15 protein-coding genes are annotated in these 15,797 nt (G+C 71.2%); 1 reads left to right on the top strand and 14 read right to left on the bottom strand.

Annotation, left to right across the window (positions count from 1 at the left end; translation table 11 throughout):
* Positions 1 to 32: 32 nt before the first annotated feature.
* The 6 genes from carB to pyrR form a co-directional block, all read right to left on the bottom strand.
* Positions 33 to 3,344 carry a carbamoyl-phosphate synthase large subunit gene (gene carB, locus SLV14N_RS32785; protein WP_208685967.1) on the bottom strand — a complete coding sequence of 1,104 codons (3,312 nt, stop codon included), beginning with the start codon at positions 3,342 to 3,344 and terminating at the stop codon, positions 33 to 35.
* Positions 3,337 to 4,479 (bottom strand): glutamine-hydrolyzing carbamoyl-phosphate synthase small subunit, encoded by a 1,143-nt coding sequence (gene carA / locus SLV14N_RS32780; protein WP_208685965.1) that lies wholly within the window; start codon positions 4,477 to 4,479, stop codon positions 3,337 to 3,339. Before carA ends, carB begins: the two co-directional genes overlap by 8 nt.
* Positions 4,476 to 5,102 (bottom strand): hypothetical protein, encoded by a 627-nt coding sequence (locus SLV14N_RS32775; RefSeq protein ID WP_208685963.1) that lies wholly within the window; start codon positions 5,100 to 5,102, stop codon positions 4,476 to 4,478. The genes carA and SLV14N_RS32775 overlap by 4 nt, the downstream gene beginning before the upstream one ends.
* Positions 5,099 to 6,385, bottom strand: a complete 1,287-nt coding sequence (locus SLV14N_RS32770; protein ID WP_263272246.1) for a dihydroorotase — start codon at positions 6,383 to 6,385, stop codon at positions 5,099 to 5,101. The genes SLV14N_RS32775 and SLV14N_RS32770 overlap by 4 nt, the downstream gene beginning before the upstream one ends.
* A 2-nt stretch (positions 6,386 to 6,387) precedes the next feature.
* Entirely contained in the window at positions 6,388 to 7,383 is a 996-nt protein-coding gene (locus tag SLV14N_RS32765) for an aspartate carbamoyltransferase catalytic subunit (RefSeq protein WP_018087603.1), read from the bottom strand.
* A 93-nt stretch (positions 7,384 to 7,476) separates the two neighbouring features.
* Entirely contained in the window at positions 7,477 to 8,067 is a 591-nt protein-coding gene (gene pyrR / locus SLV14N_RS32760; RefSeq protein ID WP_018087604.1) for a bifunctional pyr operon transcriptional regulator/uracil phosphoribosyltransferase PyrR, read from the bottom strand.
* Between the two features lie 221 nt (positions 8,068 to 8,288).
* Between pyrR and bldD the strand changes: the two genes are divergently transcribed.
* The gene (gene bldD, locus SLV14N_RS32755) at positions 8,289 to 8,789 is read left to right on the top strand and encodes a transcriptional regulator BldD (protein ID WP_018087605.1); all 501 of its coding nucleotides are present in this window, start codon (positions 8,289 to 8,291) and stop codon (positions 8,787 to 8,789) included.
* 198 nt (positions 8,790 to 8,987) lie between these two features.
* Here the strand turns inward: bldD and nusB are convergent, their stop codons facing one another.
* From nusB to aroC, 8 genes are all read right to left on the bottom strand, one after another.
* Positions 8,988 to 9,419 carry a transcription antitermination factor NusB gene (gene nusB / locus SLV14N_RS32750; RefSeq protein ID WP_208685959.1) on the bottom strand — a complete coding sequence of 144 codons (432 nt, stop codon included), beginning with the start codon at positions 9,417 to 9,419 and terminating at the stop codon, positions 8,988 to 8,990.
* A gap of 2 nt (positions 9,420 to 9,421) precedes the next feature.
* Positions 9,422 to 9,988 (bottom strand): elongation factor P, encoded by a 567-nt coding sequence (gene efp / locus SLV14N_RS32745; protein WP_127149914.1) that lies wholly within the window; start codon positions 9,986 to 9,988, stop codon positions 9,422 to 9,424.
* A 65-nt stretch (positions 9,989 to 10,053) separates the two neighbouring features.
* Positions 10,054 to 11,160, bottom strand: coding sequence for an aminopeptidase P family protein (locus tag SLV14N_RS32740; protein WP_208685957.1), 1,107 nt, complete (start codon positions 11,158 to 11,160; stop codon positions 10,054 to 10,056).
* Between the two features lie 74 nt (positions 11,161 to 11,234).
* Positions 11,235 to 12,110, bottom strand: coding sequence for a Pro-rich N-terminal domain-containing protein (locus SLV14N_RS32735; protein WP_208685954.1), 876 nt, complete (start codon positions 12,108 to 12,110; stop codon positions 11,235 to 11,237).
* 259 nt (positions 12,111 to 12,369) lie between these two features.
* Positions 12,370 to 12,819, bottom strand: coding sequence for a type II 3-dehydroquinate dehydratase (aroQ, locus tag SLV14N_RS32730; RefSeq protein ID WP_018087610.1), 450 nt, complete (start codon positions 12,817 to 12,819; stop codon positions 12,370 to 12,372).
* Between the two features lie 121 nt (positions 12,820 to 12,940).
* The gene (gene aroB / locus SLV14N_RS32725) at positions 12,941 to 14,032 is read right to left on the bottom strand and encodes a 3-dehydroquinate synthase (RefSeq protein ID WP_208685952.1); all 1,092 of its coding nucleotides are present in this window, start codon (positions 14,030 to 14,032) and stop codon (positions 12,941 to 12,943) included.
* Positions 14,029 to 14,586 carry a shikimate kinase gene (locus tag SLV14N_RS32720; protein ID WP_208685950.1) on the bottom strand — a complete coding sequence of 186 codons (558 nt, stop codon included), beginning with the start codon at positions 14,584 to 14,586 and terminating at the stop codon, positions 14,029 to 14,031. The genes aroB and SLV14N_RS32720 overlap by 4 nt, the downstream gene beginning before the upstream one ends.
* Complete coding sequence (gene aroC, locus SLV14N_RS32715) at positions 14,583 to 15,767, bottom strand: chorismate synthase (protein ID WP_263272243.1); 1,185 nt, start codon at positions 15,765 to 15,767, stop codon at positions 14,583 to 14,585. Before aroC ends, SLV14N_RS32720 begins: the two co-directional genes overlap by 4 nt.
* Between the last annotated feature and the right edge of the window lie 30 nt (positions 15,768 to 15,797).

The following is a 15,797-nucleotide window of genomic DNA, read 5'->3' as shown; positions in this document are numbered from 1 at the left end:
GGGACACCGTTTCGGTGTCCCCCTCCTGGCCGCTACTCCTCGCGGGCCGCGGTGAGATGTTCGGCGTGTTCCTGGAGGGAACGCACACCCACGTCTCCGCGGGACATGGCCTCGATGCCCTGGACGGCGGCGGCCAGCGCCTGGACCGTGGTCAGGCACGGGACGCCGCGGGCGACGGCGGCGGTACGGATGTCGTAGCCGTCCAGCCGGCCGCCGGTGCCGTAGGGGGTGTTGACGATCAGGTCGACCTGGCCGTCGTGGATCAGCTGGACGATGGTCTTCTCGCCGTCCGGCCCCTCGCCCTCGGACTGCTTGCGCACCACGGTGGTGTTGATGCCGTTGCGGCGCAGCACCTCGGCGGTGCCGGAGGTGGCGAGCAGCTCGAAGCCGTGGGCGACCAGCTCACGGGCCGGGAAGATCATCGAGCGCTTGTCGCGGTTGGCGACGGAGACGAACGCGCGGCCCTTGGTGGGCAGCGCCCCGTAGGCACCGGACTGGGACTTGGCGTAGGCGGTGCCGAAGACCGAGTCGATGCCCATGACCTCGCCGGTGGAGCGCATCTCCGGGCCCAGGACGGTGTCCACACCGCGGCCGTGGATGTCGCGGAACCGCGACCAGGGCATCACGGCCTCCTTGACGGAGATCGGCGCGTCCAGCGGCAGGGTGCCGCCGTCGCCGGCCTTGGGCAGCATGCCCTCGGCGCGCAGCTCGGCGATGGTGGCGCCCAGCGAGATCCGGGCGGCGGCCTTGGCCAGCGGCACGGCGGTGGCCTTCGAGGTGAAGGGCACCGTGCGGGAGGCACGGGGGTTGGCCTCCAGGACGTAGAGGATGTCCCCGGCCATCGCGAACTGGATGTTGATCAGTCCGCGGACGCCGACGCCCTTGGCGATGGCCTCCGTCGAGGCCCGCAGCCGCTTGATGTCGAAGCCGCCGAGGGTGATCGGGGGCAGCGCACAGGCGGAGTCGCCGGAGTGGATACCGGCCTCCTCGATGTGCTCCATGACGCCGCCGAGGTAGAGCTCATGGCCGTCATAGAGCGCGTCGACGTCGATCTCTATGGCGTCGTCGAGGAACCGGTCGATGAGGACCGGGTGCCGGTCGATCAGGCCGGCGTGCCGGGTGAGGTACTCCCCCAGCGAAGGCTCGTCGTAGACGATCTCCATACCGCGGCCGCCGAGCACGTAGGACGGGCGGACCATGACCGGGTAACCGATCTCGGTGGCGATCCGCTTGGCCTCGGCGAAGGAGAAGGCGGTGCCGTACTTGGGGGCCGGCAGTCCGGCCTCGGTCAGCACCCGGCCGAAGGCGCCGCGCTCCTCGGCGAGGTCGATCGCCTCGGGCGAGGTGCCGACGATCGGCACACCGTTGTCCTTGAGCGCCTGCGCCAGGCCCAGCGGGGTCTGCCCGCCGAGCTGGACGACGACACCGGCGACCGGACCGGCCTGGGTCTCGGCGTGCACGATCTCCAGGACGTCTTCCAGCGTCAGCGGCTCGAAGTACAGGCGGTCGGAGGTGTCGTAGTCCGTCGAGACGGTCTCCGGGTTGCAGTTGACCATCACGGTCTCGTAGCCGGCGTCGCTGAGCGCGAACGAGGCGTGGACGCAGGAGTAGTCGAACTCGATGCCCTGGCCGATGCGGTTGGGGCCGGAGCCGAGGATGATCACGGCCGGCTTCTCGCGGGACGCGACCTCGGTCTCCTCGTCGTAGGAGGAGTAGAAGTACGGCGTCTTCGCGGCGAATTCGGCGGCGCAGGTGTCGACCGTCTTGTAGACCGGGCGGACACCGAGGGCGTGCCGGACCTCGCGGACGACGTCCTCGCGCAGCCCGCGGATCGCGGCGATCTGGGCGTCGGAGAAGCCGTAGCGCTTTGCGTCCGCAAGGATCTCCGGGTCGAGCTTCTCGGCCGCGGCGATCTCGTCGGCGATCTCCTTGACGAGGAAGAGCTGGTCGACGAACCACGGGTCGATCTTCGTGGCGTCGAAGACCTCCTGCGGGCCGGCGCCGGCCCGGATCGCCGCCATGACGGTGTTGATCCGGCCGTCGGTCGGGACCTTGGCCTTCTCCAGCAGCGCGGCCTTGTCGCCCGGCTCGGTGACGAAGTCGAACTGGCTGCCCTTCTTCTCCAGGGAGCGCAGGGCCTTGTTGAGCGCCTCGGGGAAGTTACGGCCGATGGCCATGGCCTCGCCGACCGACTTCATGGTCGTGGTGAGCGTGGCGTCGGCGGCCGGGAACTTCTCGAAGGCGAAGCGCGGCACCTTGACGACGACATAGTCGAGAGTCGGCTCGAAGGAGGCCGGGGTCTTCTCGGTGATGTCGTTGGGGATCTCGTCGAGGGTGTATCCGACGGCGAGCCGGGCGGCGATCTTCGCGATCGGGAAGCCGGTGGCCTTGGAGGCCAGGGCCGACGAACGGGAGACCCGCGGGTTCATCTCGATGACGATGACCCGGCCGTCCTCGGGGTTGACCGCGAACTGGATGTTGCAGCCGCCGGTGTCCACGCCGACCTCGCGGATGACCGCGATGCCGATGTCCCGCAGGGTCTGGTACTCCCGGTCGGTGAGCGTCATCGCCGGCGCGACGGTGATCGAGTCGCCGGTGTGCACACCCATCGGGTCGAAGTTCTCGATGGAGCAGACGACCACGACGTTGTCGTTCTTGTCGCGCATCAGCTCCAGTTCGTACTCCTTCCAGCCGAGGATGGACTCCTCCAGGAGCACCTCGGTGGTCGGCGAGAGCGTCAGGCCCTGGCCGGCGATCCGGCGCAGCTCCTCCTCGTCGTGGGCGAAGCCGGAGCCGGCGCCGCCCATGGTGAAGGAGGGGCGGACGACGACGGGGTAGCCGCCGAGCTCGTCGACGCCCGCCAGGACGTCGTCCATGGAGTGGCAGATGACCGAGCGGGCGGACTCGCCGTGGCCGATCTTGCGGTTGACGGCCTCGACGACCTCCTTGAAGAGGTCGCGGTCCTCGCCCTTGTTGATCGCCTCGACGTTCGCGCCGATCAGCTCGACGTTGTACTTGTCGAGGGTGCCGGCCTCGTGGAGGGAGATGGCGGTGTTGAGGGCGGTCTGGCCGCCCAGGGTCGGCAGGAGCGCGTCCGGGCGCTCCTTCGCGATGATCTTCTCGACGAAGTCCGGGGTGATCGGCTCGACGTACGTGGCGTCGGCGATCTCCGGGTCGGTCATGATCGTCGCCGGGTTGGAGTTCACCAGGATGACGCGCAGGCCCTCGGACTTGAGGACCCGGCAGGCCTGGGTGCCGGAGTAGTCGAACTCGGCGGCCTGGCCGATGACGATCGGGCCGGAGCCGATGACCAGGACGGACTGGATATCGGTGCGCTTAGGCACGCTGGCCCTCCATCAGGGATACGAAGCGGTCGAAGAGGTACGCGGCGTCGTGCGGACCCGCTGCGGCTTCGGGGTGGTACTGGACGCTGAAGGCCGGCTGGTCGAGGAGGTGCAGACCCTCCACCACGTTGTCATTGAGGCAGACGTGGGAGACCTCGGCGCGGCCGAAGGGGGTCTCGGAGACCTTGTCGAGCGGGGCGTCGACGGCGAAACCGTGGTTGTGCGCGGTGACCTCGACCTTGCCGGTCGTACGGTCCTGCACCGGCTGGTTGATGCCGCGGTGCCCGTACTTGAGCTTGAAGGTGCCGAAGCCCAGCGCGCGGCCCAGGATCTGGTTGCCGAAGCAGATGCCGAACAGCGGTGTCTTCCGCTCCAGCACCCCGCGCATGACGGAGACCGGGTGGTCGGCGGTGGCCGGGTCGCCGGGGCCGTTGGAGAAGAACACGCCGTCCGGGTTCACCGCGTAGACGTCCTCGACGGTGGCGGTGGCGGGCAGCACGTGCACCTCGATGCCGCGCTCGGCCATCCGGTGCGGGGTCATGCCCTTGATGCCCAGGTCGATCGCGGCGACGGTGAACTTCCTGGTACCGATCGCCGGGACGACGTAGGACTCCTCGGTGGCGACCTGCGTGGACAGGTCGGCGCCCTGCATCTCGGGGGCCTGGCGCACCTTGGCCAGCATCGTGCCCTCGTCGGGCAGTGCGTCGCCGGAGAAGATGCCGACCCGCATGGCACCGCTCTCCCGCAGGTGCCGGGTCAGCGCGCGGGTGTCGACGCCGCTGATGCCGACGACGCCCTGGGCGACCAGCTCGTCGTCCAGCGAGCGCACCGAGCGCCAGTTGGACGGGAGCCGGGCGGGGTCGCGGACGACGTAGCCGGAGACCCAGATCCTCCCGGACTCGGGGTCCTCGTCGTTCACACCGGTGTTGCCGATGTGCGGGGCGGTCATGACGACGACCTGGCGGTGGTACGAGGGGTCGGTCAGCGTCTCCTGATAGCCGGTCATGCCGGTGGAGAACACCGCTTCGCCGAAGGTCTCCCCCACGGCCCCGTAGGCACGGCCGCGGAAGGTGCGGCCGTCCTCCAGGACGAGTACGGCGGGGATCTTGGCAGTCCCCCTGGTGGAGGTCGTCATCGTGCGCCTTCCGTTTCGGTGTGCTCGGTCGTGCTGGTGTGGTGCTCGGTGGTGCTGTGCTCGGTGGTGCCCTGCTGCGCGGTGCTCAGCCGGTCGATGGCCGCGACCCAGGCCGGGTGCTCGCCCGCCCGGTCGGAGCGGAAACCGGAGTCGATCTCCTTGTCCCCGTGCCGCCAGGTGACGATCAGCAGGCCGCCCTCGGGCAGGACCTTGCCGGCGATGCCCTTGTCGAGGCGGGCGCCGCGCAGTGCGGCGGCCGGCACGAAGAAGTCCTCGGCGCCCGGCCGTACGACGTCCAGGCCCTGGTCGGTCAGGGTCAGCTCGGCGCGGCTACGGGTGCCCAGGCCGCGCGCCACGATCCGGTCGAGCCACTGCCCGGCAGTGGTGGACCCGTGATAGCGGCCGCTGAGCCGCAGCCGGGGCTCGCCGAGGCCGTCCGGGGTGGCGGGCAGCTCGGGAAGGTCGCCCTGGAGCGTGCCGCGCCACTTCCAGCCCTGGCGCATCAGCCAGTAGACGAAGACGACGAAGACCAGCAGACCGACGACCCAGCCGATCCGTGCGGCCCAGTCGGTGACCGGCGCCGACTTCTGCGCTTCGGCCAAGTGGATCAGTGGAGGAGTCACGCCAGCTTCCCGTCGACGACCGTTGCCCGGCCCCGCAGAAAGGTGTGGGTGACGCGTCCCGGCAGCTCACGACCCTCGTAGGGGGTGTTGCGGCTGCGGGAGGCGAAGCCCGCGGGGTCCACCTCTCCACGGTAAGCGGAATCGAGCAGTGTGAGGTTGGCGGGCTCACCAGCCGAGACGGGACGGCCGTGGCCCTCCAGGCGGCCGATGTGCGCCGGGCGGAAGGACATCCGGTCGGCGACGCCGGCCCAGTCCAGCAGGCCGCTGTCGACCATCGTGTGCTGGACGACGGAGAGCGCGGTCTCCAGGCCGACCATGCCCATGGCCGCCGCGCCCCACTCGCAGTCCTTGTCCTCGTGCGGGTGCGGGGCGTGGTCGGTGGCGACGCAGTCGATGGTGCCGTCGGCCAGCGCCTCGCGCAGCGCCAGGACGTCGGCCTCGGTGCGCAGCGGCGGGTTCACCTTGTAGACGGGGTTGTAGCTGCGCACGAGCTCGTCGGTGAGCAGCAGGTGGTGCGGGGTGACCTCGGCGGTGACGTTCCAGCCCTTGGACTTGGCCCAGCGGACGATCTCGACCGAGCCCGCCGTCGACAGGTGGCAGATGTGCACCCGGGAGCCGACGTGCGCGGCGAGCAGCACATCCCGGGCGATGATCGACTCCTCGGCGACCGCGGGCCAGCCGCCGAGGCCCAGCTCGGCGGAGACGATGCCCTCGTTCATCTGGGCACCCTCGGTGAGCCGGGGCTCCTGGGCGTGCTGGGCGACGACACCGTCGAAGGCCTTCACGTACTCCAGGGCTCGCCGCATGATCACGGCGTCGTCCACGCACTTGCCGTCGTCGGAGAAGACCCGCACCCCGGCCGCCGAGTCGTGCATCGCGCCGAGCTCGGCGAGCTTCTTGCCCTCCAGGCCGACGGTGACCGCACCGACGGGCTGGACGTCGCAGTAGCCGGACTCCTTGCCCAGCCGCCAGACCTGCTCGACGACGCCCGCGGTGTCCGCGACGGGGAAGGTGTTGGCCATGGCGTGCACGGCGGTGAAGCCGCCGACCGCGGCCGCCTTGGTGCCGGTCAGCACGGTCTCGGAGTCCTCGCGGCCCGGCTCGCGCAGATGGGTGTGCAGGTCGACCAGGCCCGGCAGCAGGATCTTGCCGTCGGCCTCGATGACCTGGGCGCCCTCGGCGCTCAGCCCGGTCCCGACCTCGGCGATGCTCTCCCCGTCGATCAGCACGTCCTGCGGCTCGCCACCGAGGACCTTCGCGCCGCGAATAAGGATCTTGCTCATGGTTACTTGCTCTCCTCGGTGCGAGTGCTGGTGCCGTTGCCGGCGGTGAGGGCGGGCTCGTTGCCGCCCAGCAGCAGGTACAGGACGGCCATCCGGATGCTGACGCCGTTGGTGACCTGCTCGACGGCCGTGCAGCGCGGCGAGTCGGCGACCTCGGCGGTGATCTCCATACCGCGGTTCATCGGGCCGGGGTGCATCACGATCGCGTGCTCCGGCATCCGGGACATCCGGTCGCCGTCCAGGCCGTAGCGCCGCGCGTACTCCCGCTCGGTCGGGAAGAACGCCGCGTTCATCCGCTCGCGCTGGACCCGCAGCATCATCACCGCGTCGGACTTGGCGACCACGGCGTCCAGGTCGTACGACACCTCGCAGGGCCACTGCTCGACCCCGATCGGCACCAGCGTCGGCGGCGCGACCAGGGTGACCTCGGCACCCAGGGTGTGCAGCAGATGGACGTTGGAGCGGGCGACCCGGCTGTGCAGGATGTCGCCGACGATGGTGATGCGGCGGCCGGCGAGGTCCTGGCCCAGGCCCGCGTCGGCGCCGACGAGGCGGCGGCGCATCGTGAAGGCGTCCAGCAGCGCCTGGGTGGGGTGCTCGTGGGTACCGTCACCGGCGTTCACCACGGAGCCGCCGATCCAGCCGGAGGTCGCCAGGCGGTGCGGGGCGCCGGAGTCGTGGTGCCGGATGACGACGGCGTCCGCGCCCATCGCCTCCAGGGTGAGGGCGGTGTCCTTGAGCGACTCGCCCTTGGAGACCGAGGACCCCTTGGCGGAGAAGTTGATGACGTCGGCGGAGAGCCGCTTGGCGGCGGCCTCGAACGAGATGCGGGTGCGGGTCGAGTCCTCGAAGAAGAGGTTGACGACGGTGCGTCCGCGCAGGGTGGGGAGCTTCTTGATCGGCCGGTCGGCGACCCGGGCCATCTCCTCGGCGGTGTCGAGGATCAGGACGGCGTCGTCGCGCGTGAGGTCGGCGGCCGAGATGAGGTGACGCTTCATCCGGTTTTCTCCGTGAGTGAAGGAGGTGTACGGGAATGTCCGTTGAGCGGGCATGCCTGCGGGCCCGGGGTCACCGGGTCGCTGCGCGGTGCGCTATCGCTCGCCGGCCGGGGCGGTGTGCTTCACGCCGAGCAGCACGGCGTCCCGGCCGTCCTCCTCGGTGAGCTGGACCTTGACCGTCTCCCGCAGCGACGTGGGGAGGTTCTTGCCCACGTAGTCGGCGCGGATCGGCAGTTCGCGGTGACCCCGGTCGACGAGGACCGCCAGCTGCACGGCGCGCGGCCGGCCGATGTCGCCCAGCGCGTCCAGCGCGGCGCGGATCGTGCGCCCGGAGAAGAGGACGTCGTCGACGAGGAGGACGACCCGGCCCTCGATGCCGTCGGCGGGGATGTCCGTGCGGGCGAGCGTGCGGGCGGGGCCCAGGCGCAGGTCGTCGCGGTACATCGTGATGTCGAGCGAGCCGACCGGGACCGTGCGGCCGGTGATCTCTTCGAGCTTGGCGGCCAGTCGCCGGGCGAGGAAGACGCCGCGGGTGGGAATCCCCAGGAGCACCACATCGTCCGCGCCCTTGGCGCGCTCGACGATCTCGTGGGCGATACGGGTGAGCATCCGCGCGATGTCCGGGCCTTCGAGCACCGGGCGCGCGGGGAGCTGAGCCGTCGTGTCGGAACTGCTTGCGTCCATATGAAACGGACCTCCTTCTCCGCCTCACGGGACGGACCTTAAAGGACGTCGGAATTACGCGCCCCAGGCTACCAGGAGGCCCTCCAGGAGCCGTCCGCACCCCTGACGGGTGAGGGTCTGCCCCGTTCCGCTTGACGAAGTCAGATTACGCTGCGTAACCTCACAGTGAGTTACCAGCCCGCGGCGGAGCCGCATGTCGATACAGCCGTCTGGGGAGTTTTATGTCCAGCGAATACGCCAAACAGCTCGGGGCCAAGCTCCGCGCCATCCGCACCCAGCAGGGCCTTTCTCTCCACGGCGTCGAGGAGAAGTCCCAGGGCCGCTGGAAGGCCGTGGTGGTCGGTTCGTACGAGCGCGGCGACCGCGCCGTCACCGTGCAGCGCCTCGCCGAGCTGGCGGACTTCTACGGCGTCCCGGTGCAGGAGCTGCTGCCGGGCACGACACCGGGCGGAGCGGCCGAGCCGCCGCCGAAGCTGGTGCTCGACCTGGAGCGCCTCGCCCATGTCCCGCAGGAGAAGGCCGGCCCGCTGCAGCGCTACGCCGCCACCATCCAGAGCCAGCGCGGTGACTACAACGGCAAGGTGCTCTCGATCCGCCAGGACGACCTGCGCACCCTTGCGGTCATCTACGACCAGTCGCCCTCGGTGCTGACCGAGCAGCTGATCAGCTGGGGCGTGCTCGACGCCGATGCACGCCGCGCCGTGTCACACGAGGAACTCTGACCCCCCTCGTACCTGCAGAAACGTACCGCCGCTCCGGGCTTCCGGAGCGGCGGTGCTGCATTCCGGGGCCCGTCCCGGGCCGCAGAGGCTCTCGCCGGTACCCCCACGAGAGCCTCTGACGGCGTTCTGCGGGCATGCGAAGGGCCCGGAGCACTGCCCCTCGCTCCGGGCCCGTTCACACGCTCTGCCGACCGCCTGCTACGCCTCGCGCCGCAGGCTCGGCTTCAGCTCCTTGAACCGGCCGAGGAGGCCGTTGACGAAGGCCGGGGAGTCGTCCGTGGAGAACTCCTTGGCGAGCTGCACCGCTTCGTCGATCGCCACCGCGTCCGGCGTGTCGTCCACCCAGAGCAGTTCGTAGGCGCCGAGCCGCACGATGCTGCGGTCGGCCGCCGGCATCCGGTCCAGGTCCCAGTCGACCGCGTAGGTGGAGATCAGCTCGTCGATGCGGGTGACATGGTCCGCGTATCCCTCGACCAGCTGCAGGGTGTACTCGTTCACCGGCGGCTGCCGGGGATCGGTCCGGGCGTGCCGCATCCAGTCCGCGAGCACGGACTGCACATCGGCACCGCGCTGGTCGGCCTCGAAGAGAATCTGGAAGGCGCGCTTACGGGCCTTGGTACGGGCAGCCACGGTTAGCTGTTCACCCGGCCGAGGTAGTCGCCCGTGCGGGTGTCGACCTTGATCTTCTCACCGGTGGTGATGAAGAGCGGCACCTGGATGGAGTAGCCGGTCTCCAGCTCGGCGGGCTTGGAGCCGCCGGTGGAGCGGTCGCCCTGCACACCGGGCTCGGTGTGCTTGATGGTCAGCTCGACCGCGGCCGGGAGCTCGACGTAGAGCACCTCGCCCTCGTGCTGTGCCACGACCGCCTCGAAGCCCTCGATGAGGTAGTTCGCGGCGTCACCGACGGACTTGCGGTCGACGTGCAGCTGGTCGTAGGTGTCCATGTCCATGAAGACGAAGTAGTCGCCGTCCATGTACGAGAACTGCATTCCGCGCTTGTCGACGGTGGCCGTCTCGACCTTCACACCGGCGTTGAAGGTCTTGTCCACCACCTTGCCGGACAGCACGTTCTTGAGCTTCGTGCGGACAAAGGCGGGGCCCTTGCCGGGCTTGACGTGCTGGAACTCGACGACGGACCAGAGCTGGCCGCCTTCGAGCTTGAGCACCATGCCGTTCTTGAGGTCGTTCGTGGATGCCACGGTTGCGGAATCTCCTGGACTGCAGGTGTGGGACCCCGGAGAAGCGCACGCCGAAACCCTACGGCTCAGAGTGCGAGCAGCTCCTTGGTCGTGATCGTGAGTAGCTCGGGCCCGCCGTCCGCCTCGGGGCGGACGACGAGTGTGTCGTCGATCCGGACACCCCCACGGCCCGGGATGTGAACCCCCGGCTCGACGGTGACCGGCACGCAAGCGTCCAGTTTACCCATGGCGGCAGGGGACAACTGAGGGTCCTCATCGATTTCGAGTCCCACACCGTGCCCGGTCCACGGTCCGAGCCGCTCGCCGTACCCCGCGGCATCCAGTACATGGCGGGTCACCCGGTCCACCTCGCGGCACTCCACACCCGGCGCCAGCGCCTCGCGCCCGGCTCGCTGGGCTGCAAAAACGAGATCGTACAGCTCGATCTGCCAGTCCGAGGGCGTGGTGCCGATGACGAAGGTCCGGCCGATCTCGCTGCGGTAGCCGCGGTAATTGGCGCCCAGCCCGACGCTGAGGAAGTCGCCCTCCTCGACCCGCCGGTCGGTGGGCAGATGCCCGGGGCGGCCGGCGTTCGGGCCGGTCGCGACGGAGGTCGGAAAGGCCGGACCGTCCGCACCGTGGTCGACCAGCCGCCGCTCCAGTTCGAGCGCGAGATGCCGCTCGGTGCGGCCGACCAGGATCGATTCCAGGAGCTCCCCCAGGGCCTGGTCGGCGATCTCGGCGGCGATCCGCAGACAGGCGATCTCGTCGTCGTCCTTCACCAGCCGCTGCGCCTCGACCGCGCAGGCCATATCGCTCAGCCGCAGCCGGGGCGCAACCTGCGAGAGCGCCCGGTGCCGGGTGACGGTGAGGTGGTGTTCCTCGACGGCCAGGATGTCCGCGCCGGCCTTGGCGGCCAGGTCGGCGCCGGCCACGACCGGGTCGCCGCCACGTGTCGGCAGCACCGAGACCCGGACGTCCTCGGCCGGGCGCCCCTCGGAGGGATCACCGCTGAGCGGGTTGCCGCACAGCAGCACATCGTCGGCCGGTCCCAGCAGCAGCGCGGCGCCGGGCGGCGCACAGCCGGTGAGGTAGCGGACGTTCGCGGGGCGCGAGATCAGTGCGGCGGCACTTCCGGCCCCGGCTACGCGGTCGCGCAGACGCGTGCGTCGGGCCGCGTACAACTCGGACATATCACGAGCGTACGGCGACTCCTCCGAGGCGGCCGGTCGAGCGGGGCCGCCCGGGGGAGCGGTGGCCGTCCCGGCTACCAGTTGGGCGGGCTGGCGATGCTGCGGGCGACGACGTCGTCCAGCACCCGCACCGTCGTGGCGACGTCGTGCTGGGAGTTGTCGATGATCGGCAGGCCGGAGCCGTACCAGCCGGCCATCCGCCCGTGGATCCTGGCCACCTCTTCGTCGGAGAGCCGGCGGTTGCCGCTGCGCCGGGCGTTGCGCTCCAGGACGATCTCCAGGCCGGGCAGCAGCACGATCGGCAGCAGGCCGGGGCCCACATGGCGCTTCCAGCCGCCGAGGCCGACGACCGGCCGGTCGGGGAAGACAGCGTCGTCGAGGATGCAGGAGATGCCGTTGGCGAGGAAGTTACGGGCCGCGAAGCCGCAGGTACGGCGGGCGAGGCGGTACTGCGCCTCGGAGTGGTCGTTCCAGCCGGACTGCGGGTCGGCGAAGCCGGCGCGGACCCATTCGCGGACGTCGTCGAGGCTGATGTGCGCGGTCGGCACCCGCCGGGTGTCGGCCCAGTGGCGCGCCACGCTGGTCTTGCCGGCCCCGGCCGGGCCGATGAGCAGCACCGCGACGGCGGTGTGCGCGGCGTCCGGTGCGGCATCGGTGGGCGGGCTGGGCAGCGGCACCGGGGCACCCGGGGGCAGCGGCACATGGCCGGTGAGGTCCGTGCTGTGCGGGGTGGGCGGGGCCTGCTGGGGTGCGGGCCCGTGCCAGCCCTGGCCGGGGGCGGGCTGCTGCGCGGGCGGCGGGGCGGCGGGAGCCGGCGGCGGGGCCGAAGGGGCCGGCGGCGAGGTGGGCGGGGTGTGCCCTGCCGGGTTGGGCGTCCAGTGCATGGCGGCCCCGGGTCCTGATGCCTGCCCGCGGGGCGGCGGCAGCGGAGCCCCCACTGCGTACTGCATCCGGTGGCTCTCCGTCTCGTGCGGTCGACGTGGTGCGGTGCTCCCCCGGCTCACGCCGGTGGCGCCCCCAGGCGCCGGGCGGTCTGCCCGGTGCGTCGTGCGGTAACCCACCGGCCCGGAGGGGCCGTTGTGCCCCACGGCCGTCGGCGTGGGTGCTACCGCTGCGAACGGTACCCTCCCGGACGCGGCCGGAGGGCCTCCTGCCCCCGGCGCTCGCTGCGGGAACGGCCGGGGGCGCCGTGGTGTGCCCGAGGGTGCGTCAGCCGTCCAGTTCCTCGGCCAGCGCGCGGAGTGCGAGACGGTACGAGCCGATGCCGAAGCCGGCGACCGTACCGCTGGCGATGGCCGCGATGACCGAATTGTGGCGGAACTCCTCGCGGGCGTACGGGTTGGAGATGTGCACCTCGATCAGCGGGGCGGTGCGCTGGGCGGCCGCGTCCCGCATGCCGTACGAATAGTGCGTGAAGGCACCGGGGTTGATGATGACCGGAATCGATCCGTCGGCGGCCTCGTGCAGCCAGCGGATCATCTCGCCCTCGTCGTTGGTCTCCCGGACCTCGGCCTCGAACCCCAGCTCCTTGCCGAGCCTGGTGCACTCCTCGACCAGTCCGGTGTAGGAGGTGGCGCCGTAGACATCGGGCTCACGGGAGCCCAGCCGGCCGAGGTTGGGCCCGTTGAGGACGAGCACCCGCCGGGTCTTGCCGCTCATGCTGTGCCCCTTCCGCTCGCCTCTGCGCCCGCGCGGTGCGCGGGTGCGGCCGTCGCCGTCGTCCGCGGCCCGGTGGCCGCCCGTGCTCCCCCGGCCGCCGCCGGGTGGGACCGGCCGCGGCTCACGCCGCGATCTCCGCGTGTGCCGCGAGCAGCATGGCCGGGTCCGGGCCCTCCAGGACGGTCGGCTTGGCGAGGCCGTCCAGGACGATGAAGCGCAGCCGGTCGCCGCGGGACTTCTTGTCGACCTTCATCGTCTCCAGCAGCTTGGGCCACTGGTCGCCCCGGTAGGTCAGCGGCAGCCCGACGGACTCCAGGACGGAGCGGTGCCGGTCGGCGGTGGCGTCGTCCAGGCGGCCGGCGATCCGGCCGAGTTCGGCGGCGAAGACCATGCCGACGGAAACGGCCGCGCCGTGCCGCCAGTTGTAGCGCTCGTTCTTCTCGATGGCGTGCGCGAGGGTGTGGCCGTAGTTGAGGATCTCGCGCAGACCGGACTCCTTGAGGTCCGCGGAGACCACCTCGGCCTTGACCCGGATCGCCCGCTCGATCAGCTCGGCGGTGTGCGCACCGTCCGGGCGCTTGGCGGCCTCCGGGTCCGACTCGATCAGGTCGAGGATCGCCGGGTCGGCGATGAAGCCGGCCTTGATGACCTCGGCCAGACCGGAGACGTAGTCGTGCACCGGCAGCGAGTCCAGCGCGGCCAGGTCGCAGAGCACACCGGCCGGCGGGTGGAAGGCACCGACGAGGTTCTTGCCCTCGGCGGTGTTGATGCCGGTCTTGCCGCCGACCGCCGCGTCCACCATGCCGAGCACGGTGGTCGGTACGGCGATCCAGCGCACCCCGCGCAGCCAGGTCGCGGCGACGAAGCCGGCCAGGTCGGTGGTGGCGCCGCCGCCGACGCCGACGATCACATCGCTGCGGGTGAAGCCGGACTGGCCGAGCGCCTTCCAGCAGTAGGCCGCGACCTCGGCGGTCTTGGACTCCTCGGCGTTCGGCAGCTGAATGGCGATCGCCTCGTAGCCCTGGGAGGCCAGGTCCTCGCGCAGCGCCTCGCCGGTGGCGGCCAGCGCCTCCGGGTGCAGCACCGCGACCCGCTTGACCCCCTCACCGATCAGGCCGGGCAGTTCACCGAGCAGTTGCCGCCCGACGAGCACCTCGTACGGATCGGTGCCCGCCGTGCCGCCGACCTGGATACGGGTGGCCTGCTCCGTCATGCCTGTTCCTCCCTGTGGGCGGCCTGCGGGGCGTCTCCCGCGGCCTGGCGTAGGTCCAAAGCGTCCAGAATCGCCTCGACGACCTGCTCGGGGGTCCGCTCCCCCGTGGCGATCACGGCGCGGGCGACCTCGGTGTACAGCGGACGGCGCCGCTCCATCAGCTCGCGCCACTGCTTGCGCGGATTGACGGCCAGCAGCGGGCGGGGCGCGTCGAGGCCCACCCGCTTGACGGCGTCCGCGAGCTGGACGTCCAGGAAGACCACCGGCAGTCCGGTCAGCAGCTTGCGGGTGCCCTCGTCGAGGATCGCGCCGCCGCCGAGCGCGAGCACTCCCGGGTGGCCGTCGAGCGCGTCACGCACCGCGGCCCGTTCCAGGTCGCGGAAGTGCGGCTCGCCCTGGTCGATGAAGATCTCGGCGATCGGCCGGCCGGCCGTGGCGACGACATCGGCGTCGGTGTCCCGGTAGCCGACGCCCAGCCGCTCGGCCAGCAGCGCGCCCACCGTCGACTTACCGGCCCCGGGCGGGCCGATCAGCACGACGGCCGGCGACGTCATCGGATCGCCAGGTTGTCGAGGAAGGTCTGCACGTTGCGGCGGGTCTCCGGCACGCTGTCACCGCCGAACTTCTCCACCACCGCGTCCGCCAGTACGAGGGCCACCATCGCCTCGGCGACGATGCCGGCGGCCGGCACGGCGCAGACGTCCGAGCGCTGGTGGTGCGCCTTGGCCGCCTCACCGGTGGCCACATCGATGGTCGCCAGCGCCTTCGGCACCGTCGCGATCGGCTTCATCGCGGCGCGCACCCGCAGCAGCTCGCCGGTCGTCAGCCCGCCCTCGGTGCCGCCGGAGCGGCCGGAGCTGCGCTTGATCCCGTCATCGGTGGAGACGATCTCGTCATGCGCCTTCGAGCCCGGGACCCGCGCCAGGTCGAAGCCGTCACCGAGCTCGACGCCCTTGATGGCCTGGATGCCCATGAGGGCGGCGGCCAGCCGGGCGTCCAGACGCCGGTCCCAGTGCACATGCGAGCCGAGACCCACCGGCACACCGTAGGCCAGCACCTCGACGACCCCGCCGAGGGTGTCGCCGTCCTTGTGGGCCTGGTCGATCTCGGCGACCATCGCCTTGCTCGCGTCCGCGTCCAGGCAGCGCACCGGGTCGGCGTCCAGCTTCTCGACGTCGGAGGGCTCGGGGACGACGCCGTACGGGGCCTTGGCCGCGGCCAGCTCGACGACATGCGAGACGATCTCGATACCGGCCGTCTCCTTGAGGAAGGAACGGGCGACGGTGCCGAGGGCGACCCGGGCGGCGGTCTCGCGGGCGGAGGCGCGCTCCAGGATCGGGCGGGCCTCGTCGAAGCCGTACTTCTGCATCCCGGCGAGGTCGGCGTGGCCGGGGCGGGGACGGGTCAGCGGCGCGTTACGGGCCAGCGCGGCCAGCTCCTCCGGGTCCACCGGGTCGGCCGCCATCACCTGCTCCCACTTGGGCCACTCGGTGTTGCCGACCATGATCGCGACCGGCGAGCCCAGCGACAGACCGTGCCGCACCCCACCCAGGAAGGTCACCTGGTCCTGCTCGAACTTCATCCGGGCACCGCGGCCATAGCCGAGCCGGCGCCGGGCCAGCGCGTCCGCCACCATCTCCGTGGTGATCGGCACTCCGGCCGGAAGGCCCTCCAGCGTCGCCACGAGTGCGGGGCCGTGCGACTCCCCCGCCGTCAGCCAGCGCAACCTGCTCAACGGTGCTCCTCATGTACTGCTCATCCGCGT

This window comes from Streptomyces sp. Je 1-4 4N24, assembly GCF_026239515.1.
GTDB classification, from domain to species: Bacteria; Actinomycetota; Actinomycetes; order Streptomycetales; family Streptomycetaceae; genus Streptomyces; species Streptomyces nigrescens.
The sequence above is the reverse complement of the archived record's forward strand: the minus strand, read 5'-3'. Positions and strand labels throughout refer to the sequence as shown.

Bases quoted from the DNA above. Each gene is read 5' to 3' on its own strand.
- bldD (WP_018087605.1), top strand. From the start codon at position 8,289: ATGTCCAGCGAATACGCCAAACAGCTCGGGGCCAAGCTCCGCGCCATC.
- carA (WP_208685965.1), bottom strand. From the start codon at position 4,479: ATGACGACCTCCACCAGGGGGACTGCCAAGATCCCCGCCGTACTCGTC.
- pyrR (WP_018087604.1), bottom strand. From the start codon at position 8,067: ATGGACGCAAGCAGTTCCGACACGACGGCTCAGCTCCCCGCGCGCCCG.
- SLV14N_RS32735 (WP_208685954.1), bottom strand. From the start codon at position 12,110: ATGCAGTACGCAGTGGGGGCTCCGCTGCCGCCGCCCCGCGGGCAGGCA.
- aroQ (WP_018087610.1), bottom strand. From the start codon at position 12,819: ATGAGCGGCAAGACCCGGCGGGTGCTCGTCCTCAACGGGCCCAACCTC.
- SLV14N_RS32720 (WP_208685950.1), bottom strand. From the start codon at position 14,586: ATGACGTCGCCGGCCGTCGTGCTGATCGGCCCGCCCGGGGCCGGTAAG.
- SLV14N_RS32765 (WP_018087603.1), bottom strand. From the start codon at position 7,383: ATGAAGCGTCACCTCATCTCGGCCGCCGACCTCACGCGCGACGACGCC.
- aroB (WP_208685952.1), bottom strand. From the start codon at position 14,032: ATGACGGAGCAGGCCACCCGTATCCAGGTCGGCGGCACGGCGGGCACC.
- SLV14N_RS32770 (WP_263272246.1), bottom strand. From the start codon at position 6,385: ATGAGCAAGATCCTTATTCGCGGCGCGAAGGTCCTCGGTGGCGAGCCG.
- SLV14N_RS32740 (WP_208685957.1), bottom strand. From the start codon at position 11,160: ATGTCCGAGTTGTACGCGGCCCGACGCACGCGTCTGCGCGACCGCGTA.